This window comes from Vitiosangium sp. GDMCC 1.1324, assembly GCF_003044305.1.
Taxonomy (GTDB): domain Bacteria; phylum Myxococcota; class Myxococcia; order Myxococcales; family Myxococcaceae; genus Archangium.
The window spans coordinates 237,231-259,372 of record NZ_PZOX01000013.1; the positions used below are offsets into that span (position 1 = coordinate 237,231).

The 22,142-nt window shown below is 68.9% G+C and carries 18 protein-coding genes; 7 read left to right on the plus strand and 11 right to left on the minus strand.

What is annotated here, in order from left to right; genetic code table 11:
* Positions 1-126 precede the first annotated feature (126 nt).
* The gene (locus DAT35_RS33165; protein WP_158502002.1) at positions 127-1,131 is read right to left on the minus strand and encodes an MYXO-CTERM sorting domain-containing protein; all 1,005 of its coding nucleotides are present in this window, start codon (positions 1,129-1,131) and stop codon (positions 127-129) included.
* 368 nt (positions 1,132-1,499) lie between these two features.
* Positions 1,500-2,336 carry a class I SAM-dependent methyltransferase gene (locus DAT35_RS33170; protein ID WP_233261869.1) on the minus strand — a complete coding sequence of 279 codons (837 nt, stop codon included), beginning with the start codon at positions 2,334-2,336 and terminating at the stop codon, positions 1,500-1,502.
* 168 nt (positions 2,337-2,504) lie between these two features.
* On the opposite strand from DAT35_RS33170, the gene DAT35_RS33175 reads away from it, so the two are divergent.
* The gene (locus DAT35_RS33175; protein ID WP_108072643.1) at positions 2,505-6,401 is read left to right on the plus strand and encodes a serine/threonine-protein kinase PknK; all 3,897 of its coding nucleotides are present in this window, start codon (positions 2,505-2,507) and stop codon (positions 6,399-6,401) included.
* On the opposite strand, the gene DAT35_RS33180 is transcribed toward DAT35_RS33175, so the two are convergent.
* The 6 genes from DAT35_RS33180 to DAT35_RS33205 are packed head-to-tail and all read right to left on the minus strand — an operon-like array spanning position 6,389 to position 12,759.
* Positions 6,389-9,286: an FAD-binding protein gene (locus DAT35_RS33180; RefSeq protein WP_108072645.1), complete on the minus strand. Its 2,898-nt coding sequence runs from the start codon at positions 9,284-9,286 to the stop codon at positions 6,389-6,391. The genes DAT35_RS33175 and DAT35_RS33180 overlap by 13 nt on opposite strands.
* Before the next feature lie 30 nt (positions 9,287-9,316).
* Positions 9,317-9,718 (minus strand): sterol-binding-like protein, encoded by a 402-nt coding sequence (locus tag DAT35_RS33185; RefSeq protein WP_108072961.1) that lies wholly within the window; start codon positions 9,716-9,718, stop codon positions 9,317-9,319.
* Between the two features lie 7 nt (positions 9,719-9,725).
* Complete coding sequence (locus DAT35_RS33190; RefSeq protein ID WP_108072647.1) at positions 9,726-10,784, minus strand: hypothetical protein; 1,059 nt, start codon at positions 10,782-10,784, stop codon at positions 9,726-9,728.
* Positions 10,785-10,803: 19 nt separating this feature from the next.
* Positions 10,804-11,118: a hypothetical protein gene (locus DAT35_RS33195; protein ID WP_108072649.1), complete on the minus strand. Its 315-nt coding sequence runs from the start codon at positions 11,116-11,118 to the stop codon at positions 10,804-10,806.
* Positions 11,105-11,608 carry a hypothetical protein gene (locus DAT35_RS33200; protein WP_108072651.1) on the minus strand — a complete coding sequence of 168 codons (504 nt, stop codon included), beginning with the start codon at positions 11,606-11,608 and terminating at the stop codon, positions 11,105-11,107. Before DAT35_RS33200 ends, DAT35_RS33195 begins: the two co-directional genes overlap by 14 nt.
* A complete protein-coding gene (locus tag DAT35_RS33205; protein ID WP_233261870.1) occupies positions 11,608-12,759 on the minus strand; it encodes a polyprenyl synthetase family protein in 1,152 nt (383 codons plus the stop codon). Before DAT35_RS33205 ends, DAT35_RS33200 begins: the two co-directional genes overlap by 1 nt.
* A 77-nt stretch (positions 12,760-12,836) precedes the next feature.
* On the opposite strand from DAT35_RS33205, the gene DAT35_RS33210 reads away from it, so the two are divergent.
* Together DAT35_RS33210 and DAT35_RS33215 are read left to right on the plus strand one after the other, a co-directional pair.
* A complete protein-coding gene (locus DAT35_RS33210; RefSeq protein WP_108072965.1) occupies positions 12,837-13,742 on the plus strand; it encodes an FHA domain-containing protein in 906 nt (301 codons plus the stop codon).
* Positions 13,743-13,765: 23 nt separating this feature from the next.
* Positions 13,766-15,370, plus strand: a complete 1,605-nt coding sequence (locus DAT35_RS33215) for an FAD-binding oxidoreductase (RefSeq protein ID WP_108072653.1) — start codon at positions 13,766-13,768, stop codon at positions 15,368-15,370.
* Between the two features lie 7 nt (positions 15,371-15,377).
* On the opposite strand, the gene DAT35_RS33220 is transcribed toward DAT35_RS33215, so the two are convergent.
* Positions 15,378-15,755: a DUF4288 domain-containing protein gene (locus DAT35_RS33220; protein ID WP_158502003.1), complete on the minus strand. Its 378-nt coding sequence runs from the start codon at positions 15,753-15,755 to the stop codon at positions 15,378-15,380.
* A gap of 17 nt (positions 15,756-15,772) precedes the next feature.
* A complete protein-coding gene (locus tag DAT35_RS33225; RefSeq protein WP_108072657.1) occupies positions 15,773-16,309 on the minus strand; it encodes a polymorphic toxin type 34 domain-containing protein in 537 nt (178 codons plus the stop codon).
* 441 nt (positions 16,310-16,750) lie between these two features.
* Between DAT35_RS33225 and DAT35_RS33230 the strand changes: the two genes are divergently transcribed.
* The 3 genes from DAT35_RS33230 (at position 16,751) to DAT35_RS33240 (ending at position 20,510) form a co-directional block, all read left to right on the plus strand.
* Positions 16,751-18,622 (plus strand): serine/threonine-protein kinase, encoded by a 1,872-nt coding sequence (locus DAT35_RS33230; protein ID WP_108072659.1) that lies wholly within the window; start codon positions 16,751-16,753, stop codon positions 18,620-18,622.
* A 130-nt stretch (positions 18,623-18,752) separates the two neighbouring features.
* A complete protein-coding gene (locus DAT35_RS33235; RefSeq protein WP_233261871.1) occupies positions 18,753-19,415 on the plus strand; it encodes a hypothetical protein in 663 nt (220 codons plus the stop codon).
* A 249-nt stretch (positions 19,416-19,664) separates the two neighbouring features.
* The gene (locus DAT35_RS33240; protein WP_146209995.1) at positions 19,665-20,510 is read left to right on the plus strand and encodes an ankyrin repeat domain-containing protein; all 846 of its coding nucleotides are present in this window, start codon (positions 19,665-19,667) and stop codon (positions 20,508-20,510) included.
* A gap of 18 nt (positions 20,511-20,528) precedes the next feature.
* Here DAT35_RS33240 and DAT35_RS33245 read toward each other — a convergent pair whose 3' ends face one another.
* Complete coding sequence (locus DAT35_RS33245) at positions 20,529-21,383, minus strand: DUF6463 family protein (RefSeq protein WP_108072667.1); 855 nt, start codon at positions 21,381-21,383, stop codon at positions 20,529-20,531.
* Positions 21,384-21,507: 124 nt separating this feature from the next.
* Here DAT35_RS33245 and DAT35_RS33250 point away from each other — a divergent pair, with 124 nt between their 5' ends.
* The gene (locus DAT35_RS33250; protein ID WP_108072671.1) at positions 21,508-22,137 is read left to right on the plus strand and encodes a TetR/AcrR family transcriptional regulator; all 630 of its coding nucleotides are present in this window, start codon (positions 21,508-21,510) and stop codon (positions 22,135-22,137) included.
* The last annotated feature ends 5 nt before the right edge of the window (positions 22,138-22,142 follow it).

Genomic DNA, 22,142 nt, shown 5'->3' on the forward strand with positions numbered 1-22,142 from the left:
AATCAGACAGGCGCCCTGGTGCACGGCTCCGCCGACTTTCATTCAAGGGGCCTGGAGGTTTTGTGCCAGCATGTCGTCGGAAGGGCGATTACACGCCATTACACGCCCGCCCCAGGAGATCGCAGCTCAGCGCGCCTCTCCGGGCAGGGCGCTCGGGGTGGGCGTGGCCACCGTCTTCTGGCTGGCCTCCTTCGTGGGCAGGGCGCGCAGGACCTCCACGCCCGGCTGCCGCTGGGCGTCCTGGGCCACGCTGGCGCCATCGAGGCCGTTCTTCAGCGCGGCCGGGATTCGCACGGCGGTCTCCAATTGAGCGTGGGGGGCAGGGTCCGTCACGCCGCACGCCGTGAACAGCCCGAGCATCGCGAGCAGCCCGCCGCGCCGTGCCACCTTCGAACCCGCCGCGCCGCGGCGCCGATGGAGCAGACCGAGAATCGTGAGCACGAGGGCCGCTCCCGTCATGTTGGACGTCCCCGCGCCACCGATGGAGCAGCCCTTGAGGGACTCGCAGTACTCCACCGCATCCTCCGCGGCCGATTCACAACTGTACGCATTGCACCGGAAGATCTTCCCATCGGCGTCGTAGTACGCGCCGGCCGCGTTCGCGCAGGCCTTCAGGTCGGTGCATCCTTCAACGTACGTGCTCTCACAGATGGTGTGATCCCCACCCGTCGAAGGAGGCGGAGAGCTCCCGCCACCACCGCAGCCCGAAGCACTCGTCGCGCACTGGCCATTGGAGCAGCACACCGGGTACGCGTTGGAGCAGCAGTACCCGTTGCCGCAGTCCACCGGGTAGCCGGACGGACAACCACCACCACCTCCTCCTCCGCAACCCGAGGAGCTGGTAGCGCACTTACCATTGGAGCAGCACACCGGGTACGCGTTGGAGCAGCAGTACCCGTTGCCGCAGTCCACCGGGTAACCGGACGGACAACCACCGCCACCACCGCCTCCGCCACCGCAACCCGAGGAACTGGTGGCGCACAGTCCATTGGAGCAGCACACCGGATACGCGCTGGAGCAGCAGTAGCCATTGCCACAGTTCACCGGGTAGCCGGACGGACAGGACTGTGCACCCGCGTCACCTGCCACCAACCACACGAAGATTCCCAGCACGGGGACAAGGAAAGACACTCCACGGGCAGCAGGCATGCGGCACCTCGGTTCTTCACTTGCGGATGGATGGAACAGCACACACGCCGCCCCGGCATCGGTAGAGGCGGGAGGGGCCCCCTCCGGCCTGGTACCAGATGCCCATGTTCTGGCTTCCGTCTGGAATGGCGTGACCCTGGCCATGGCTCCCCCCCTCGTACGACCCGGTCACTTCCCGAGGGACGCGGAGAATCTCCGAAGGAAGTCCTCCTCGGAGCGGCGCCCAGGTGAACGAGTCGTACCTAGCGTCCCTCGCTCATTTCGCAAGAGACGAGAGAGTTCTGACAGCAATCACCCGAGAAGGCGATTACGCGCCATTACACGCCGCGCCCGAAGGGCACGGGCAACCCTCACACCGACGCGATGGTGACTCCCATCCCGGGCAACACCTCCGTCCAGGACACCGTGGAGAATCCCGCCTCTGTAAAGAGTTGCAGGAATTCCTCGCCCGTGCGGTGGCGCACGAATCCCGGGTCCGCCAGCACCGAGATGGGCCGGGCCAGTTCGACGAACCACCTGGGCCCCCCGTCCGCCACGAAGACCCGCCCGCCCGGTGCCAGCACCCGGCGAAAGGCTCTCACCGCGGCCTCCCCATCCGGGTAGTGGTGGAAGGACAGGCAGCAGACGATGGCGTCGAAGTACCCCTCGAACGCCTCGGGCGGCTTCCCCACGTCCGCCTGGAAGAAGGCCATGTTGGGGTGGCACCCCGCCTGCCGCGCCACCTTCCAGGCCGTCTCCACCATGCCTCGCGACAGGTCCGCCGCCACCACCTCTCCCTCCGGCACCAGCCTCGCCAGCCTCAGCGCCGCCTCTCCCGGCCCCGCCGACGGATCCAACACCCGGGCGCGCGGCGACAGCGGCTGCATCAGCGCCACCACCTCGTCGATGATGGGCTCGGAGAACGGGCGCACCACCGCCTCGTACACGCCCGCCATCCGGTCGAACTCGCGCACCTCGTGGTAGCCGGCCGGCTCCCCCGGGAGCAGCACCGGCTCCCGGTGCCTCCTCGACAGCTCCGGTCCTCCCCCGCCCGGCACTCCGGGCACCAGCGCCGCTCCCAGCGTCGGCGCCCTGTACAGGCCCAGCCGTTTCAACGCTCGCGCCGGCTCGAAGACATGCACCCGCCATGACAACAGCGACAGCGCCATCGCCTGGTCCAACAGGGGGCGCGCCCAAGGCATGTCCATCACGAGCTCTCCCGCGGGTCTTCCGCCCAGACACGGCGGGAACTCAATGTACCAGGAAGACCCGGGCCGGGTTTCCCTCAATGGCCGCGGAGCTCCGACTGGGGTTCCATTGCACCGCTGTAATGCTTCGGGCAGCCTCTTCTCGTCCCGTCGCCCCCGCCTCCTCACATGCCGCCATCCGACTCCTTCGCCGGTACCAACCGTTTCGAGGTGCGTGCACTCCTGGGCGAGGGAGCCACGGGACGGGTCTATCGGGTCCTCGACCGCGAGATGTCCCGGGATGTGGCCCTCAAGACGCTGCGTCTACCGGCCGCCGAGGCCCTCTACCGGCTCAAGCGGGAGTTCCGCGCCCGTGCCGGCATCGTCCACCCCAACCTCCTCCAGCTCCACGAGTTGTTCGTGGAGGGGGACTCGTGCTTCTTCACCATGGAAGCCATCGACGGCGTGGACTTCCTCCAGTGGGCCCGCGGGGGCCTGGGCCTGGGCGGCACGCGGGGCTCGACGCTGGAGGCCTCCACCGGGGACACGCCGGGCTCGAGCACATCACCGGCCCAAGCGGAGGCACCCGCCCGACAGCCACCGCCCCCGGGCCCGCCCCTGGAAGCGGACGCGGGCTCCTGGGAGCGGCTGCGTCATGCACTGGTGCAGCTCCTCCAGGCCCTGCAAGCCTTGCATGCGGCGGGTCTCGTCCACCGGGACATCAAGCCCGCCAACGTCCTGGTCACCCCCCAGGAACGGGTCGTCGTGCTCGACTTCGGGCTCGCCGCCGCGCTGCATGCGCCGGGCCCCGAGCGCTCACGGCCCCACCGGCCCGTGGGAACTCCCTTCTACATGGCGCCCGAGCAGGTGACGGGCGGCGCGGTGACTCCCGCGGCCGACCTCTATGCCGTCGGGGCGATGCTCTACGAGGTCCTCACCGGGGCACCTCCCTTCGCCGCCCTGGGAGGCAGTCCCCTGGAGCACAAGGTGCACCGGCTGCCGCCGCACGTGCTCGAGCTGGCGCCACAGGCGCCCGAGGACCTCGCCGGACTGGCCATGGAGCTGCTCTCGCCCGACCCGGGGCACCGGCCAGGGGTGAACCCGTGTGGGGCCCGGTTGGCTCCCGCTCCGGGTGGGAGCCCCCGCCCGGTTGCCGCCGCCGAGCAGGGTCAGGGCCAGCTCTTCGTGGGCCGCGCTCGCGAGCTGGAGGCACTGACCCAGGCCCTGGACGAGGTCGCCGGACAGGGTCGCCAGCTCACTGTCCACATCCATGGCCCCTCGGGCATCGGCAAGTCCACGCTGGTGCGGCACTTCCTCTCCCTGCAATCACGGGCCCGCGCCCCCCTCGTGCTCCACGGCCGCTGCCATCCCCAGGAGAGCGTCCCCTACGAGGCCCTGGATGCCTGTATCGACGCGCTGGCCCGGCACCTGGAGGCCTTGCCCGCCGCGGAGGCCGCCTCGCTCGTGCCCGCACGGGCCTCCGTCCTGGCCCGGCTCTTTCCCGTGCTGGGGCGGCTGGCGGCCTTCCAGCGCGAGCCCCTCCCCACGCCCCTGCCGGATGTGGCGGAGCTGCGGCGACAGGGCGCCCAGGCCCTCCGGGAGCTGCTCGAGCGCCTGGCCCGGGGGACCCGCCCCCTGGTACTGTGGGTGGATGACGTGCAGTGGGGGGATGCCGACTCGGCGCCCCTCTTCGAGGAGCTCCTCCGGCCGCCAGCGCCGCCCCTGTTGCTGGTGCTCACCTGGCGCGGCGAGGACCGCGACGCGAGCCCGCTGCTGCGCCGCCTGCTGGAGCTGACACGGCCTGGCGAAGGCTCCCGGCCGGTGACGCGCGAGCTGGCGCTGGGGGCACTCCTGGCACGGGAGGTGGGCACGCTGGCCTCGGCGATGCTCGGCGACCCCGAGACCAGCGCCCAGGTCCAGGCCGTGATTGCCCAGGCCGAGGGCAACCCCTTCATCGCCCGGGAGCTGGTGCGCCACGTCGGCGCGCACGCCGCCCGCGAGGGCGCTGGTACCCTGGGAGCCCAGGTGGACGTGGCCCGGCTGGTGGTGGAGCGCATCCAGGCCCTCCCGGAGGAGGAGCGCGCCCTGCTGGAAGTGGCCTCCCTCGCCGGGCGGCCCCTGGCGCGCGGCGTCGCGCTGAGGGCCGCGGGGCTGGGCGAAGGCGGACGGGGGCGGGTGGCCTCGTTGAGGGACTCGGGCCTGCTGCGTGAGGTGCCCGGAGACGGAGAGCCGGGCCTTGGTGCCTACCATGAGCGCATCCGCGAGGCGCTGCTGGGCGCACTGCCGGCCGAGACCCGGGCGCGGCGGCATCGCGCCGTCGCCGAGGCCCTCACCGCGCGTGGCTCCGAGGACGAGGAGGCGCTGCTGCTGCACTGGGAGGGCGCTGGCGAGCCGCTCCAGGCGGGCCACCACGCGGTGCGCTCGGCGAATCGGGCCGCCCGGGCCCTCGCCTTCGAGAACGCCGCCACGCTCTACCGCAAGGCGCTGGAGCTGCTGGGGGCGCGGGCGGATCGCCCCCTCCTGCTGGAGCGGCTCGCCGAGGCGCTCGCCAACCTGGGCCGGGCGGAGGAAGCGGCCCGGCACTACCTGGAGGCGGCCCGGGCGCTGGGCGGCGCGCTGGAGCGGCCCCAGGTGAGGGATCTCCAGCGGCGTGCTTCCGAGCAGTATCTCAAGAGCGGCCGCTTCGCCGACGGCTGGCGCGAGATGCACGCCGTGCTGCAAGCGCTCGGTGTGCCCGTGCCCGGATCCTTCTTCTCTGCGGTGTGGGCGGCCACCTGGCGCCGCGTGCTCTTCCTGGCCCGCCGGCTGGATGCGCCATCGGCAGCGACGCCCTCTCCCGAGGAGCGCCACCGCCTGGAGGTGCTGTGGACGGCCTCGACGAGCTGGGTGATGGTCAATCCCATGCTGTCGGACGCCTTCCGGACGATGCACCTGCTGGGAGCGCGGCGGCTGGGGGAGGACCACCTGTACCGGGCGCTGGCGCTGGAAGCGACCATGGAGCTGCACATCGGCGGCCGGTGGATGGAGACCATCGCCGGGCGGCTGTTGGACAAGGTGCGGCAACGGGTGGAGCGCACGGGGACGCCGTATGACCAGGCCTGGTACGCGCTGGCGCTCGCCAACCGGGGCTACACCCTGGGACGCTGGCGCGAGGTGGTGGAGGCGGGCGAGCGCGCCGAGGCGCTCTTCCGCGAGCACTGCCCCGGCAGCGCCTGGGAGCGTGTCACCCTCGCCATCTTCCACCACCATGCCCTGGCCATGCGGGGGCAGTTGCGGCACCTGGCGGCGCGCCTGGAGTCCTTCGAACGGGAGGCCCTGCAGCGGGGAGACCTCCATGCGCGCTGCGAGGTCTATCTCGGCGAACCGGTGGTGGCGTGGCTGGCGAGGGACCGGGCGGATGAGGCGCGGGCACGCGCGGAGGAAACCCTGGCCGCCCAGTCTCCACGGACGTCCACCTGGCCCGAGAATGCCTACCGGCGCCAGCAGTTCGCGAACCTGATCGCCGCCGTGTACACCGCGCACTACCGTGGCGAGCCCTGGCCGGCCTGGCGCGCGGTACAAGAGGGGTGGGAGCCGCTGCGGGGCTCCTTCATGCTGCCGCTGCGCACCACGGGGCTCAACCTGCGGCACATGCGTGCCCGGGCGGCGCTGGGGGCCGCCTCCACGCTGCCCCACACGGACAGCCCACCGCCCTCCGGGGTGGACGCACGCTGGCGGAAGCCCGCGCTGCTGGCGGACGTGCGCGCCCAGTTGCGCGTCATCGACCGGGACTCCCTGGGCTGCGCGCGTCCCCTGGGCCACCTGGTGCGCGCGGGGCTGGCGTGGCAGGAGACGGACGTCCCCGGAGCCCGGCGATGGTTGGAAGAGGCCGTGACGGGCTTCGAGCGGGAGGACATGGCGCTCTACCGGGAGGCGGCGAGGTACGCACTGGGAGCGCTCCGCGACGGGCACGAGGGCCAGGCGCTGCAACGCCAGGCCCGCGAGTGGATGGAGGCGGAGGGCGTCGTGCGGCCCGGAGCACTGACGGCCTCGCTGGTGCCAGGAATCACTGCCTGGCACGAGGCGATGCCCGCTCAGCGGGCATGAGGCGGTCGCGTCCGAGCCAACATCGTCCGGAAGTGCCGCAATACTGTCAGCAGCCCGTGCGTGGCCTGTGGCGAGGCGTTCTGTCCCAGCACGTTCACCAAGCTCATCATCACGTTGAGGGCGTCTCCCGAGCCGGGCACCTTCGTGAGCAATGAGGGGAGCACCTCCAGACCCAGCACGTCCCACGGGTGGGGCCGGTCCTGGAGGAAGTTCTTCTCGTCCATCCGCTGGAGCAACTCGAAGTCCGGCAGCTCATTGCGCTCGGGATTCCAGATGCGGCAGTAGTCTCCATAAGGCGTAGTGGGGAACAATCCCTTCTCATACGGATCCGACGGGAAGGGGCTGCCGACGGGACGCGGACGCGGGGTCCGGAGCTGCCGTTTCGCCAGGTGCACAGTACAGTGGTCGAGGATGGCGTTCACCGCGTGCCGGGCGGACTCGTTGGCGGACTCCATGGTGGTCAGCCGCGTGAATGTCCTCAGCCACGTGCCGGCGAACACGAGCCGATCGTAGTGCACCGGGTAGCCGCCATGTGGGGCTTGGCTGACATTCTTCGGAGAGGACCAGGGCGGTGGTGGCGGGGTGTTCGGCGTGGGGTCCCACGGCTCGGGGCCGGGCCGGTTCTTCCAATCCCCGACAATGGGCACCAGGTAGGGCGTCTTGTTCCTCAACAGGCGCGGCTGCTCCTTGCTGCTGTCGTACTCGAGGCCCTCGTCGATGTGGACCCAGTCCGGCTCCGGCAAGACAAAGTCGACGGGCTCTTCATCGGGCCCGCGGGACTTGAGTGACTCACAGATCTGGTGGAGCACCTCCTCCTGAAGCTCCTGGGGTGAGCAAGCCCAGGCCGGCTTCTTCAGCCGCTTCGATTCCGTGTTCCAATCGCCGATGTCCACACTGAGGATGGACTGATAGGAACTCAATTGCCCCTCGGGACGCTCCTGCCAGACGAGGTGACTGCAAATGGCCGACAGCCCCCATTCCGCATCGACGCAGTAGAGGTAGCCATCGAAGACGTTCACGTGCCTCTTGAAGAAGTACTGGATGCCCGAGATCGTCTGGAGCCTATCCCATTTGTGTCGGCCAGACTTCTGTTCAGGCTCTCTCGTGACGAGTCGAGAGGACCCCTGCTGCTCCGGCATTTGGGAGACATAGTCCTGGAGCCCCTCGGACACCCCCAGACCCAAGCCCTTGGACACCCGCGCGGCCGAAAGCACGTCCGTGGCCACGACGAAGTAGACGTGCTCACCATCCTCCTTACCACCGTGCGTCAGGTTCCAACGCTCACCAGCCATCCCGCTACCGGCTGCCGCTTCGTCGGCATTGTTCTCCGATGCCTGATCGGAGGCGCGATACACACGGGCGACGAGCCGCTCGCCCTTCTCGTCCCTCTCAAGCTCCAGCTTCTCAAGCTCTCCGAGTTGGAAATCCACGCCCAGACGATTCAGGTGCTCACGCCAATGGAAGAACCAAGACTCGCTCGTCGGACCGTTCAGGGTGCAGTTGTTCCGCGCGGTCGGGACGAGCGCCTCGGCCAGGAGTTGGACGTAGGTATTACCGCAAGTGCGCGCATCTCCATGCGCTCCGTCGAGTGCCGCCAGCACCCGACTCGAGGACTGCACCAGCTTCATGAAGGCATCGCTGTAGCGGTACAGGCGCGCACCGGTCCGCTTGTCATGACCTTCGAGGTAGTCCCACCAGGATACGTCTTCCATTTCGGCGGCCCGGCGCTGCGAGCAGCTGGTCATGTAGCGCAGGACTCGCAGCGAGAACTGGACCAGATCCTGGGAGGTAATACGCAGGTTCCGCATGTTACTCAGGCCGTAGTCGGCCCGGGACAAAGCATCTCCCGCGCGCAGAGGATCCCAGCTCATGATGAAGGGAGCGTTGCTCTTGCTGAAGATACCGATCTGCGGAAGGGGAACGAGGTTCTCCAGTACGGAGCCCCCCACCGGCTGTCCAGCGAAATCATGCAGTGGGATGCGCTGCATGGTATCAAAAACATGGCGGTAGAAGGAGGGAAAGAAGCGGTAGCCATGCTCTCCGGGTAGTTGGGGACGGTAGACGATGACACGCACCCAGTTGCGCGCCACGGGCGCCAGTCCCAGCCAGGAAGAAGCCCGGAGTGGCACCCCCGATTCTTCCGTGTAGACCTTCACCCAGTCAGCAAGCGGCTCACCGAGCAGATCCTTGAGCCGCTTCTCGGTGGCTTTGGCCAAGTTGATGGCCGTCTTGTCCTCAGCCATCGCCCCCGGCAGGCCAAGCCCGGATGCGACAATTGTCCCCTTGGACTGAGCCGGATCGGCGAACGCCTGGACATAGATTTTTACGTCATGAAGCGGGCCCTGCTCCGTATGAAAGTATCCCTTGTCGAAGAGGGTTTTGACGAAATCGGCGGACTCCTCCAGCATCTGCTGGGACTGCTCGGTGAGTCGACGCGTGGCACCGGCGTTCTCTGGCTGCTCATACTCGAGCCAAAGTTCCGGAAAATACCCATGTGATTGGGCGCCCTGACCACGCGCGGTTCCCAGTACGTACTCGAAACCGGAGCGGCCCACTGAGAACCCAGGGAGGAATCCGATCTTCTCGCGCAACCAATTGCGCTCAGGGAGCGTCTGCGTTCCTCCTTGCATGTGGTAATAGAGCGGCGGTTTCTGCCCCCTGGAGATCGCGAAGTACTGGGTCCGGGCCAGACCACCGAGCGACGGCAGATCCAACATGCCCTGGATGCCCAGAGCCCGCTCGCGCTCGACGACACACACCTTGAAGCCCCGGATGGCCAGCTCGTGAGCCGCCGTCATCCCAGCCACACCGCCTCCGTAGACATAAACCTTGGGCCTGTTCGGGTCCCCCTTCTTGGGGGATGCATCCGGCTGCTTCTCGTCCATGATTGCTCCCGTGAGCGGAATGGAACGAAATCATGCGCCCAAAACGCAGCTCTCGCGCAAGCGCCGCAGCAAAAAAGCAAAACCGTGACACCGCACGGCGCCCTGCACATAGAGCGACAGTCCCTCGTGGAGCCGCAGCAGGGTGTCAAGCGGACCCACCACCTGTACGGCATCTGCGAGTATGGCCTCGGTGAGCGACTGCCGGTCGTCCAGAATTTCAAGCAGGGTGCACCGTCTGGTGATGACCCGCGCCGGCTCGTGACCGGTGACGGGGCGGACGCGGGCACTGCGAAGGGAGAAGCCAGCGGCGAAATGCTCCTCGTCCACCATCACTGCTACCGCCAAGCCATCCAGGTGCGCGCACATCCGTACGTGGGCCTCCGGCTGCTCCCGGACGAGCACCGAGAAGGACTCAGCCAGCAGAGTGGCCACCAGCCTCTCAGCCACGAACGAATTCGAAGACACCGGAGCCATCCATGTCCACCGGCTCGCCACACACCCGTCCCCGCAGTTCCCCCTGACCGAGCACCTCGTGGATGATGACGAGCCGCTCCAGAGAGTCCTCGGCGGGAAGCAGGAGCCGTGCGGCATTCGCGGGAACGAATGTCAGTTGGAGCGCGTCACCCCTGCCCCGAGCACTCACTTCTACCCGGCGGGGCAGATCCGCCGCCGAGCCAGGGGCCAACAGCGCCAGCGGACGGGGCAGGTTGAAGGAGCGCTCGGGCTGGAAGCAGCAGGGTGTGGAGAACCGCAACTCCTCGTCACGGAAGACGCGCAGCGGCTCACTGCCGTACCAGAGGAAGAGGGCTTGGTAACGCGCGGCGGTGCGACCACGGTCCGCCATTCGCACCAGCACCGCGCTCCAGGGATTGGACTCCCCCCGCGGGAGGAGCGAGCCCCATTCCCAGCTGAAGTCATCCCCCCAGTGGAAGTGGCCCCAGTTGTGGTCATGATAGGCCGGTGCACCCTCCACGCGTATGGTGCTACCTCCCAGGGTGATGGTGCCCCGAGCCTCCAGCCGCGGGAGGAAGAGCCAGGAGATGGGACGCCGAGGGGCGAGCAGGTGTTGCGCCGACAGCACTGGCAACGTGATGGGGACGAACTCCAACTCAGCTGCCAAGGGGCGCTCGCGCAACGCCACCGAGAGGCGCCAGACCCCATCCTCGAAACGCAGCGTGTTGCGGCCAAAACGGGCATGGAGGCGGCCGGCCTCCACAGCCACCTCCTCGGCCTCGAATCGCTCCACGTCTCCGTCCCACCCCTCTCCATGCGCCAGTACGATGAGGCGCGCCACCTCGGCCGGCTGGGTCATACCCGGCCGGCTCTCGTCCAGGAGGCTGAAGTTGACGAGCAGGTGCACGTCCCCGGCGTGGACGATGAAATGCTGCCACTCCTTGTGGTCCCCCCGCCCCCCCAGGCGCGAGGGCGAGCGCCGAAAATAGTCGAAGCCCGCCAGCATCGTGGCGAGACGTTTCGTGTCGAGATGGGGAGGGACCATGAGGATCGTCGGGGAGGGCTCAGCGCAGCAGTTCGCGAAGCCGTGAGAGTTCCGCCTCCAATCCAGAGGAGATGGTACTCGCGGGTGACCTGCCCGTGGCCCGCAGCGGCTCGAGAGCGCCCACCAAGGAACGGTGCACCGAGATCAGCCCGAGCAACAGCAAGACCAAGCGCTCATCCTCACCGGCTGGCGCGGCGGACCCCTCGCCAGGAATACTTCGAGACGAAGGCAGCAACCGTTCGAATCGCTCCGACAGCGAGACGAGCCCCAGCAGCAGATGAAGGAAGGCATCGTGCTCATCGAAGTCGCCGCGCAATTCCTCAAGGAGCGCCATGGAAATCTCCCGTTTGCACGTCGCGCAGGTGACGCACCAGCGCCTCCATCTCCGGCGAGGACGCTGCCTGGAAGATTGCCTCCAGGTAGGTGGAGGGCACTACCGTGGACGCATCCTCCTCCAGCAGATTGAGTGCAAGTGCAGCCCAGAGCTGGCGACCGTTGCGCACCAGTTCCGAACCGGACAGCGCGGCCTTCCACGCAGCGCCCTCGGGAGTGGTAACGAAGCGGCGGCCCTCTGCCACGAGCGCGGAGAAGGCCGACTGGGCCGCAAGGGGATGCTGGAGCAGTATCAACTGCAGCCGCCGTAGCACGCTAACTAGCTCGCCACCCCCAGGTTCTTCCATCGCACCCGGCTCCTGCCTCGTCGTAGGCGAAACCAGGTGCTCAGTGAGAAGCTGCTGGATGCGGCGCAGTTCCTCGAACACCAGAGCATGCATGCGCATGGAATCGAAGAGGGATGAGGCTGGAGGAACGCCGGAGTTGGCCATCACTTCACGCGCTGGAGGACGTAGGTGAGCAGCACTTGTAACAGATTGCGATGCTCCGAAGGAAGCAGCCACCCCTCGCAGGCGGCGAAGGACGCCTCGGCCCGCTGCAACCACGTCCGGGCACTCTGACGGGCGTAGTCCAGACTGCCGTGACGATGGATGAGTTCGAGCAGGAAGCGCACCTGCTCCGGCGTCTTCTCCTTCATGGGAGGTTGGGACTCGGCCAGCGCGCGGCGCAGGTGCTCGCGGCCTCCGTGGGTGAGCTCTCCCCGGGTCACGAGCTCGTCGAGCAGAGGCTCGAGCGTGGGGCCTCGCGGCAAAGGCTGCGCACCGGGGCGAGGCAGGGCGAGGATGCGCTCGGCCTCGGCCCGCTCCTCCGCGCTGGCGTGACGCATCATGTGCAACAGCATGAGGGTGCGCTTGCCCTCCCACAGGTCGCCCCCAATCTCCTTGCCATACGCCCCCACCTCGCCGCTCAGATTGAGCACGTCATCCTGTATCTGGAAGGCAATGCCCAGACAGCGGGCGAACTCCGCGAGCTGCCCGGTGCGTTGCGCATCCTGCCGGGCGGCGATGGCGCCAAGGGTGACGGGGGTGATGAAGCTGTACCAGCACGTCTTCTGCTCCACCATGCGGACATAGTCCTCGTCCTTCAGCGCCCACTGTCCGCGGCGGATCCACTCCAGTTCCAGCGCCTGGCCCTCTGCGGACTCGCGCGCCATGCGCGCCACTGCCTGGAGGATGCGCAGCGAGGGCCCCAACCCGATGAAGCCAATGTTGTCCAGCAGTGGCTGCAGCGAGAGCGCCAACATGGCATCCCCCACGTTGATGGCCACTGGCACTCCGTGCAGGTGGTGCAGCGTGGGATGGCCCCGGCGCAGCTGGGACTCATCCTCGATGTCATCGTGGATGAGGAAGGCATTGTGGTACAGCTCAAGCGCGGCTGCCGGGCGCAGGGCTGCCTCCAGTGTGCCACCCAGCGCACGGCAGGTGGCGATGCAGAGCGCGGGCCGCAGTCCCTTGGCCTCGCGCAACGGGTACTCCAGCATCAGCTCATAGAGGAAGGCGGCCTGGGGGCGCTCCGAGGGCACCATGCGGCGGATCTCCTCGATGACCCGGGTGCGGCACGCCTCCAGGTAACTGGTCAACAAGGCGCTCGCGCTGGCTGTGTCGGGCACAGCGGAGAGGCTAGCATGGGATGGAGGGACCGGAAGCACTTCACCGCACCATGGGAATTCTCGAGCAAACAGAGCGCAGGCGCAGGATCTCGCTCGGAGGCAGATGCCTGCTGGGACGGCACCACGCATGTGACGTGCGCCTGGAGGATGCACGTGTCTCCGTCGATCATGCCAGTCTTCACTGGCGGGGAGACGGGTGGGAGCTGCGGGACCTGAACAGCAAGAATGGCACCTTCCTCGAGGGCCGGCGGCTGGTGGCCGGGGAGAGGGTGTTACTCCAAGCGGGGCAGTCCTTCCTGCTGGGCCCCGGCGGTACAAAATTCCAGCTGGTGGATGCGAGCCCCCCTGCGGCACGGGCCCGGCATGCCATGAGCGGGCGGGTCCAGGAGTGCTCGGGCTCACTGCTGGTGTTGCCAGACGATGAGCAGCCCCTGGCCAGCCTCTTCCTGGATGGGAGTGGCCGCTGGGTCCTGGACTCGGGGGAGGAGCAGCGTCACGTGGCCGACCAGGAGCGGGTCGCACTGGGAGGGGAGAAATGGGTGCTGGAGCTCCCATCGGCCACCACGGAGACACTGGAAGGAGAGGAGCCCAGCCTGGAAGGCATCCACCTGAAGATTGGTGTCAGCCGCGACGAGGAGCACGTGGTGGTGACCATTGTGCACGGCAACCAGCACACGGTGCTGCCTTCCCGCTCCCATCACTACCTGCTCGCGACGCTGGCGCGCGTCCGACTCAGGGAGCACGCGCTCTCGGAGGCCGAGCAGGGCTGGGTGGACCGGGACACGCTGTGCCGGATGCTCGCCACGGACAGCAACAAGCTGAACGTGGACATCCACCGGTTGCGCAGGCAACTGAGCACGCTGGGCATCCAAGATGCCGCGAGCGTGGTGGAGCGGCGGCCGGGAACCGGACATCTGCGGCTCGGCGTGCGCAGCGTGGAGGTCTTCCCCCTCTGATTCTCGGAGTACGCTCGCGCGCCATGAGCACTCGAGCGACGAGCGTCTGGGGCTGGGGTTACGCGGACAAGTTCCCGGATACCGAGGCACGGCGTTCCCTCGCGGAGCAGGTGTCTCCGCTTCTCGGTGGCCCCTCCCTGGAGCCCCGCGAGCCCGCTGCGCTGCGGCTCCCGCGTCCCCGGGTCGCTCCACCCGCCACCCTGGCGGAGCTGTGCTCGGTGGAAGAAGCCGACCGCGCGGCGCACACCTATGGCAAGGGCTATGGGGACCTCGTGCGGGGGTTCCACGGGGACTTCTCTCCCGCTCCCGACTTCGTCGCGCGCCCCCGCACCGAGGAGAACGTGCGGGCCGTGATGGACTGGTGCGCGGAGAACCGCGTCGCCCTCATTCCCTTCGGTGGCGGCACCAGCGTCGTCCGCGGTATCGAGGCCTCCATTGGCCAGGGGTTCCAGGGCGCCGTGTCGCTCGACATGCGCCGCCTGGACCGGGTCCTCGAGGTGGACCCCCTCTCCCGAGCCGCCCGCATCCAGGCCGGTGCTACCGGGCCCGTGCTCGAAGCGCAGCTCGCCTCGCATGGCCTCACGTTGCGTCACTTCCCCCAGTCCTTCGAGTTCTCCACGCTCGGTGGGTGGATCGCCACGCGCGCCGGCGGCCACTTCGCCACGCTCTACACGCACATCGACGACCTGGTGGAGTCCACCCGCATGCTCACGCCGCGCGGCGTGTATGAGACGCGCCGTCTGCCCGCCTCGGGCGCAGGCCCCGCTCCGGACCGGCTCGTGCTCGGCTCCGAGGGCACGCTCGGCGTCATCACCGAGGCCTGGGTGCGCGTCCAGTCCCGTCCCCGCTTCCGCGCCAGCGCGAGCGTCCACTTCTCCGAGTTCGACTCCGCCGTGCGCGCCATCCGCGAGCTCTCTCAATCCGGCCTCCACCCCTCCAACTGCCGCCTCCTCGACGCGCAGGAGGCCTTCCTCAACGGCGTCGCGGGCGATGGCTCCAGCGTGCTCGTGCTCGCCTTCGAGTCCGCCGACCACCCGCTGCAACCGTGGATGGAGCGTGCGCTCGCCATCACCGCTTCCCACGGTGGCGAGTGCCGCGAGGGAGCGCGCTATCGCTCCGATGAGCCGGGCGCCCAGGCCCGCGCCAGTGGTGCCGCGGAGAGCTGGCGCTCGGCCTTCATCGAGGCCCCCTACATGCAGAACGTCATGGTGAGCCTCGGCGTCATCGCCGACACCTTCGAGACCGCCTGCACGTGGGACCGGTTCGACACGCTGCATGGCGCCATCCTGGAGTCAGTGCGCGGCGCGCTGGAGCGCGTCTGCGGTGGAGGGCTCGTGAGCTGCCGCTTCACCCACGTCTATCCGGATGGGCCCGCGCCCTATTACACATTCATTGGCCCGGCTAGGCGTGGCGGCGAGCTGGAACAGTGGATGGAGCTCAAGCGCGCCGCCAGCGACGCAGTGAGCTCACACGGAGGCACCATCACGCACCACCACGCCGTGGGACGGCTGCACCGCCCCTGGTACGACCGCGAGCGTCCCGAACCCTTCGCGCTCGCATTGAAGGCCGTGAAGGGGGCGCTGGATCCACGGGGGATTCTCAACCCGGGCGTCCTGGTGGGGCCCTGAAACGCGCTCACTCCTCGTAGAGGACCTCGACCGGTTCACCCCGGATGAAGGCGTCGAGCTTCTCCCGGCTGGAGACAGTGAAAGCGTTGTATGTCGCCTCCACACCGTCCTCGATGATGTCGTTGTCTCCGGAACTGCCCCCGATAGCTGGGGCACAGGTGAGGAGCTTTCGGATTCCACCGAACACCAGCCTCGCCGGCTTGCCGTCCAAGGTCAGGGTGTCGTCATCTCCTTCCTCCAGCTTGCCGAAGTGCTCAGCCTTACGACGCGCCTCGGCGCCATTGGGGGCCTCGAGCAAGTAGACGTTCTCCCAGATGTAGAACTCGTCCTGCGGCTCGTTCTTGAGCTGGAAGTACATGACGGCACTGGCCGCATACCATCCCATTGTCCGCTCCTTCCCTGTCAAAAGCCATTGGCGTTGGGACGACATCCCAGCGCCTTCTGCGCCTGCTTGATCTTCTGCTCCTCTACCGTGTCGCCACTCGCGGCCGCAGCATTCTGTAGACCCCGAAGGAACTCGCAAGGATCCGCTCCCTTGGGTAGCTCCTTGGCCTCACGCACATATTCATTGTCGATGTTCTTCTTGCCTCCCTTCGCGCAGAGGACCTCGTACTTCTCGCAGAAGTCCTCCATCGACAGGCCTTCATGGAGGGCGATGGCCTCAATGGCCGCGGCCAGGCTTCCCGTGATGGTGATGAGAGTCTGCCCGCACGCGTAGGTGTCGCCCACGACAGCGCATCCAGGATAGCAACTCATGGTCTCCGACGGACAGGCGTGCAGCCCGCGCGGTTGTGGATCGCTGCTCGGGTGCAGCACCTCGTACCCGGCACCTCCAGGAGGCTCGAGCATCCACGGCACGGGTTCGCGCGCGGCGACTCCCATGCAGGCCTGTAGTCCTGGCAGGAAGAGGAAGAGCACCAACCGCTGACGCAGCCACATCAGTCACCTCCTCGAATACGCGCAGGATAGGCCCTCGTCTCCGCCCCCTACCGGAGCCGGCGGGATTGCGTTCAACCGTTATCAGTAGAGAGCTCCTGCTCCGGACGCGGTCGCGGCCCCACTCGCGCACGTCGAGGCTCCGAACACGACCTGGCCTGCGTCGAACACGAGGCCCTGGAGTGACTGCGGCGAGCCGGACATGGGACGAGATCGGAGAGCGCGGTGGAGTGCACCGCCCCCACACGCCCCGGTTCCTCCACCGATTGTCCGGTAACGAGCAGACTTCCGCCCGCCCGGAGCGCCAGGACAAACCACCTCCCTGCGCCTACACGGCCGGGTCGTGGAGAATACCCCTGCCGCGTGGCTCCCACCCGGTGGGGGGATGTCCGGTGTGGGCATTCCGTGGGACCATTCCTCTCCGCATCGATCGCCGTCCGTGCCATGTCCAGTGAAGCAAACCCAGACAAGCCAGAGGCGCTCCGCGAGACGCTCGAGCCCTCGATCAACAGAGGCCACGAGCCCGGGAGTGATCCGCTGCTGGGCACGTGTATCGGCAGCTTCCGGCTCACGCGCAGGCTGGGCCAGGGGGGCATGGGCGCGGTGTACCTGGGCGAGCACGTGGACATTGGCAGCCGCGTGGCCATCAAGGTGCTCCACGGACGGCTGGCCTCCTCGCCCCAGGTGCTGCGCCGCTTCCACATGGAGGCGCGCGCCGTCAACCTGATCGGCCACGAGAACATCGTCAACATCATCGACATCAACCCCGCGCCTCCCCTCCCCTACCTCATCATGGAGCACCTGGAGGGCGAGCCCCTCTCCGCGCTGCTCGCTCGGGGCCCGGTGCGCGCCGAGGTCGCCGTCGCCCTGCTCGCCCAGGTGTGCGACGCGCTCGAGGCCACGCACGCGCGCGGCATCGTCCACCGGGACCTCAAGCCCGAGAACCTCTTCCTCCTCCAGCGCGGCACCGGCCCCGCCTTCGTCAAGGTGCTCGACTTCGGCATCGCCAAGCTGCTCGACGCCGAGGAGCCCAACACCGACACCGCCGAGGGCGCCATCATCGGCTCGGCCGACTACATGGCGCCGGAGCAGTCGCGGGGAGATCCGCTGGACGGGCGCGCTGACATCTACGCCCTGGGCGTGATCGCCTACCAGCTCGTCACCGGGCGGCTGCCCTTCGTGGAGAGGTCCCTCACCGCGCTGCTGCTCGCCCACCAGACCAAGCAGCCCATCGCGCCCACCGCGCTCTGCCCGGACGTGCCGCCCGCGCTCTCCAGCGTCATCCTCCAGGCACTCGCCAAGGACCCCGAGGCCCGCTACCAGAGCGCCTCGACGATGCGCGGCGCGCTCCAGGTGGCGCTCGACATGGTGCGCTCGCCGCCCGGTCCCGCCCGGACGCCTCCGCCCATCGGGCCCTTCGCACAGCGTCCGGCCACGGCCCTGCCCGTGCTCGTAACGGCGGGCCCCGGCGCCCCCACCGAGCAGCTCACGTGCACGGACCTGACGCGCGGGGGCATGTTCCTGTGCACCGACCAGGCGCTGCCGCCGTTGCTCTCCCGGGTGACGCTGGCCCTGGAGCATCCGGATGGCGAGCTGACGTGTGAGTGCGAGGTGGTGCGGCACGTGAAGGCCGAGGAGGCGAGCACCTGGGGCATGGCGGCGGGCTTCGGCGTGCAGTTCGTGGAGCCGTCCATCTCCTTCAAGGCCGCGGTGGCGCACCTGATGCTGGGGCAGCCGCTCAACACGCTGCACCCGCCCACGGACCCGGCGGCGGAGGCCGAGGTGGAGCAGGTGCTCGCCCCCTACCGGGAGCGGGGCACGGAGGACCTGTACGCCATCCTCGCGCTGCCGCCAGACACGGGCTGTGAGGAGCTGCGGCTGCGCGCGCGCCGGGCCTGTCACGCGCTGGAGCGGCTGCGCGCGCGCCCCATCTCCCCGCCGCTGCGCGCCAAGGTGGACATGGTGCTCGAGCGCGTGCGCAAGGCCTCCGAGACGCTCGGCCACCCGCAGCGCCGGGCCGCCTACGACGCCGAGCGGGGCAACTTCCACGGCGTGGCGCGCTGCCTGTACGCGGGGCTCACCCCCACGCAGCTCGAGGAGCTGCGGCGCGACTTCCTCGCCCGCCGCCCGCACACGCAGGGGCCGCTGCGCGTGCACCTCGCCACCGCCCAGGCCCACCAGCAGGCCGGGCTGCTCGGCCATGCACGCGAGGCCTACGAGCGGGCGCTCATCCTGGACCCCCTGTCCCTGGAGTTGCACAAGCAGTATCTGGCGGTGTGCCGCGCGCTCGGCGGCGCGGGGCGTCCGGGGCCGTGACACGCCTGGTACCTCGGACGGCAGACGGGCCTCACGGTGCGGGCGTGGCCGTGCTAACTCACCCCTGACACCTATGTCCGCCCAGGCATCACCGTCTTCCCCGTCCGCCGTGCCCCCGTCGGTGCAGCGCGTGGCGCTCTACGCCGTCGCCTCCGGCCTCACCCCGCTCATCCCCGTCCCCTTCCTCGACGAGTACGCGCTGCGCCGCGTGCGCGAGCAGATGGTGCGCAACATCCTCCGCGAGCGCTCCTTCTCCGCGCCGGACCGCACGGTGACGGTGCTCGCCGGCCTGCACCCGCGCGAGGGCAGCCGCCTCCAGCAGTTCGCCGGCAAGGCCGCGCTCTTCTCGCTCCGGCTCACCTGGCGCAAGGGCTTCCGGCGTCTGGCCACGGCCCTGTGGGTGAAGGACTGCGTGGACATGGCCTCGCTCTCCCTGCACCACGGCTACCTGTTGCAGCACGCGCTCGACCGGGGTGACCTCGACGCGCGCACCCTCGCCACCGAGGACGTCGCGCGTCGCGTGCACTCCGCCATCGACGCCGCGTGCAAGGAATTGGACGCGCGCCCGGTGAACCAGGCCCTGCGCCGCCTCTTCGCGGGCAGCCGGCTGCTGCTCGACGAGCTGTCCAAGGCCCTGGAGAACTGGACTGGCGCGCCTCGCACGCCCAAGGAGGGGGAGGCGCAGGAAGTGGCCTCGCTGGCCGAGCGGCTCGCCGACGCCATGTGGGAGGAGCGCGGCTATTTCCAGTCGCTCGAGTCCCTCTACGCGAAGCACCTCGGGGGTTCCCCGTAGGCGGACGGAGGGCACCGCACCCGCCCTGGTGCGCGACGTTGTGACCATCAGAGGGCCCGCGCGTCACGCGAGAGCGAGAGGACTTCCAGTTCATTGACTTGAACCTGGAATTCCAGAGCATGCACGCATGCCTCTGCACCCCGGCGCCTGCTGGCCGTAGCGGTACCGGGGCGGAGGCGGCGCTTGCTCGTGGCGACGCCTCCGCCCTTCTCTCGGGGAGCCCCCATCCGACACCTCGTGGAGCCCTTCATGGTCAACCTCATCGACGCCATCCGACGCGGAGACACCTCCACGGTGGAGGCCCTGCTGGACACCGAGCCCCGGGCGCTCGGCCGCGGGGATGCCCAGGGCATGACGCCGCTGATGTGGGCCGCCTGGCATGGACACTCCGCCCTGGTTCACCTGCTGCTGGGGCGCGGGGCGGTGGCCTCGGTGAAGGATGCGCGAGGGGCCACCGCGCTGATGCTGGCGGCCGAGCGCGGCCATCTCGAGGCCGCACGAGCCCTCGAGCCGCTGGCCAGCTCGAACGAGCGGGGTGAGGCGCTGCGGTATGCGGCCAGCTCGGGCCGCATCGAGCTGGTGGCCTGGCTGTTGGACGAGGCGGGTGCGGAGCTCGAGTACGGCGGAGCGGATGGCAAGACACCTCTCACCTGCGCCGCCCTCGGAGGCCACGCCGCGCTGGCCGAGGAGCTGCTGCGCCGCGGGACGAATGTGGAGGCACGCAGTTCCAGCTTCCTGCCCTTCGAGAACCGTGACGACTTCGGCTGGCACCCGCTGCACTACGCGGCGGACCGACGGCACGTGCTGCTGGTGCAACTGCTGCTCGACGCCGGGGCCTGCGTGGATCCGGAGACCACCGAGGGCACCACGCCGTTGATGATCTCCGCCCGGCGGGGAGACGAGGACAGCGTCCGCATCCTGCTGCGGGCCGGGGCGGATCCACTCCGGGAGAACGCGCACCACGCCAGCGCGCTGTCGCTGTCGCGCACGAGTGGCAAGCCGAACATCACCCGGCTGCTTGAGCGCCGCGTCGAGGACAGGCCGCTCGCCCCGGTGCTCCAGTGGCCGTGGAAGCCGGGCAACGGCCGGAACTGAGCGCCCGGAGCGAAGCGCTCACCCCGGGAGCGCGCGAGCGGCGCTCCGGACCATGCCGCCCACCACCAGGTGGTGGAAGGGCCGGATGACGTTGAAGTACACGGGCCCCGCCCAGTTGCGGTAGCGCACGATGGTGGCGACATGGAAGCGCCGCTGCTGTCCACCGCCGGGCTCCACGGACACGGCCAGGAAGGCCTCGAGGTGCGAGTCCTCCGCGCTGACGACCCAGACGCGCTCCTCCTCGGCCTGTCGGACGGTGAAGAAGGCGGCGGCGGCGCCCTGCTGCATGGGGACATCCTCGGGGAGCAGGAGCGTCTGCCTGGGGACTCCAATCTGACGCAATCCCAGCAACCGCACGAAGACGCCTCGCACCCGGTACAAGGCCGACACCCAGGCGGGCTGCCAGGACATGAACCGGGCGATGAACTCGCGCAGCGAGACATCCGTCTCCACGGTCTTCACGTCCACATGGTCGGCCCCCGAGGCGAAGGGCCGCAACACCTCCGGCAGCACGGTGCGCTGGCGAGCGTCGAGCAGCACCCGAATTCCGAGCGGGAAGAACAGCCACGCCCCCGTGATGGGCATCGGCACCACACAGGCCACGCCGAGCATCACCAGACCCCACCCGAGGCCCGCGGGCAGCGGACGCGCCAGCTCGAGCTCCACCCAGCGGCACAGCCAACCGAACAGCACGAAGCCGCAGCCCGAGACGAGGAACCAGAACGCCGCCGCGCGGGGGCCGGAGTCGTCTCCCACGCTGTTGAAGACGCCGGCACGCAGCATCTCCGCGAGGGGCCCCCGGAAGAGGATGACACCCACCACCTCGTGAAGCACCCCCGTGAGCATGAGCAGCGTCCCTGTCGTGATTCGCATGTCCCGCCTCCTGTGAGCAGCTCCGTACGCTAGCGTATGTCCATACGGTGGCGTATGGTGCAAGCGAATCGACGGTGTCGGGTGCTGGACTCCGGTGCGAGCGTGGGCCAGAGTGACCCCCACGATGAGACGTGCTTCTCCTCCCCGGGTCGATGTGACTCCCCCTCGAGAGGTGGCGGAGATCCGCCGCCGGCGCCGCACGCAGGGCCTGTCGCGCGAGGACTGGGCCGACGCCGCGCTGTGGAGCCTCCGCGAGGGAGTCGAAGCACTCTCGGTCGAAGCGCTGGCCCGGCGGCTCGGCGTGACGAAGGGCAGCTTCTACTGGCACTTCCGGGACAGGTCGGAGCTGCTCCAGGCCGCGCTCGAGCGCTGGGAGCAGCTCGCCACCGAGAACATCATCGCCAAGGTCGAAGCCATCGAGCAGCCTCGCGAGCGGTTGCGCGCATTGCTGATCACAGCCTTCAACGAGGACCCGGGCCAGAAGGTCGAGGTCGCCCTCGCCGCCTCGGTGGACCACCCGTTGCTCAAGCCCGTGCTCGCACGCGTCTCACGCCGGCGCATCGAGTATCTGGTGAGCCTGTACCAGGCGCTGGGGATGCCCGCGGCGGAGGCACGCTGCTGGGGTCTCCACGCCTACTCGACCTTCAGTGGACTGCTCCACCTGGTGCACTCGGCCCCGGAGGCACTGCCATCCGGAAAGGGGCGGGCACGCTACGTGGAGCACCTGATGCGGACGCTCGTACCGGGCAGCTAGAGGCC

Bases quoted from the DNA above. Each gene is read 5' to 3' on its own strand.
- DAT35_RS33170 (WP_233261869.1), bottom strand. From the start codon at position 2,336: ATGGACATGCCTTGGGCGCGCCCCCTGTTGGACCAGGCGATGGCGCTG.
- DAT35_RS33175 (WP_108072643.1), top strand. From the start codon at position 2,505: ATGCCGCCATCCGACTCCTTCGCCGGTACCAACCGTTTCGAGGTGCGT.
- DAT35_RS33180 (WP_108072645.1), bottom strand. From the start codon at position 9,286: ATGGACGAGAAGCAGCCGGATGCATCCCCCAAGAAGGGGGACCCGAAC.
- DAT35_RS33190 (WP_108072647.1), bottom strand. From the start codon at position 10,784: ATGGTCCCTCCCCATCTCGACACGAAACGTCTCGCCACGATGCTGGCG.
- DAT35_RS33195 (WP_108072649.1), bottom strand. From the start codon at position 11,118: ATGGCGCTCCTTGAGGAATTGCGCGGCGACTTCGATGAGCACGATGCC.
- DAT35_RS33200 (WP_108072651.1), bottom strand. From the start codon at position 11,608: ATGGCCAACTCCGGCGTTCCTCCAGCCTCATCCCTCTTCGATTCCATG.
- DAT35_RS33210 (WP_108072965.1), top strand. From the start codon at position 12,837: ATGGGAATTCTCGAGCAAACAGAGCGCAGGCGCAGGATCTCGCTCGGA.
- DAT35_RS33215 (WP_108072653.1), top strand. From the start codon at position 13,766: ATGAGCACTCGAGCGACGAGCGTCTGGGGCTGGGGTTACGCGGACAAG.
- DAT35_RS33220 (WP_158502003.1), bottom strand. From the start codon at position 15,755: ATGGGATGGTATGCGGCCAGTGCCGTCATGTACTTCCAGCTCAAGAAC.
- DAT35_RS33225 (WP_108072657.1), bottom strand. From the start codon at position 16,309: ATGTGGCTGCGTCAGCGGTTGGTGCTCTTCCTCTTCCTGCCAGGACTA.
- DAT35_RS33230 (WP_108072659.1), top strand. From the start codon at position 16,751: ATGTCCAGTGAAGCAAACCCAGACAAGCCAGAGGCGCTCCGCGAGACG.
- DAT35_RS33240 (WP_146209995.1), top strand. From the start codon at position 19,665: ATGGTCAACCTCATCGACGCCATCCGACGCGGAGACACCTCCACGGTG.
- DAT35_RS33245 (WP_108072667.1), bottom strand. From the start codon at position 21,383: ATGCGAATCACGACAGGGACGCTGCTCATGCTCACGGGGGTGCTTCAC.
- DAT35_RS33250 (WP_108072671.1), top strand. From the start codon at position 21,508: ATGAGACGTGCTTCTCCTCCCCGGGTCGATGTGACTCCCCCTCGAGAG.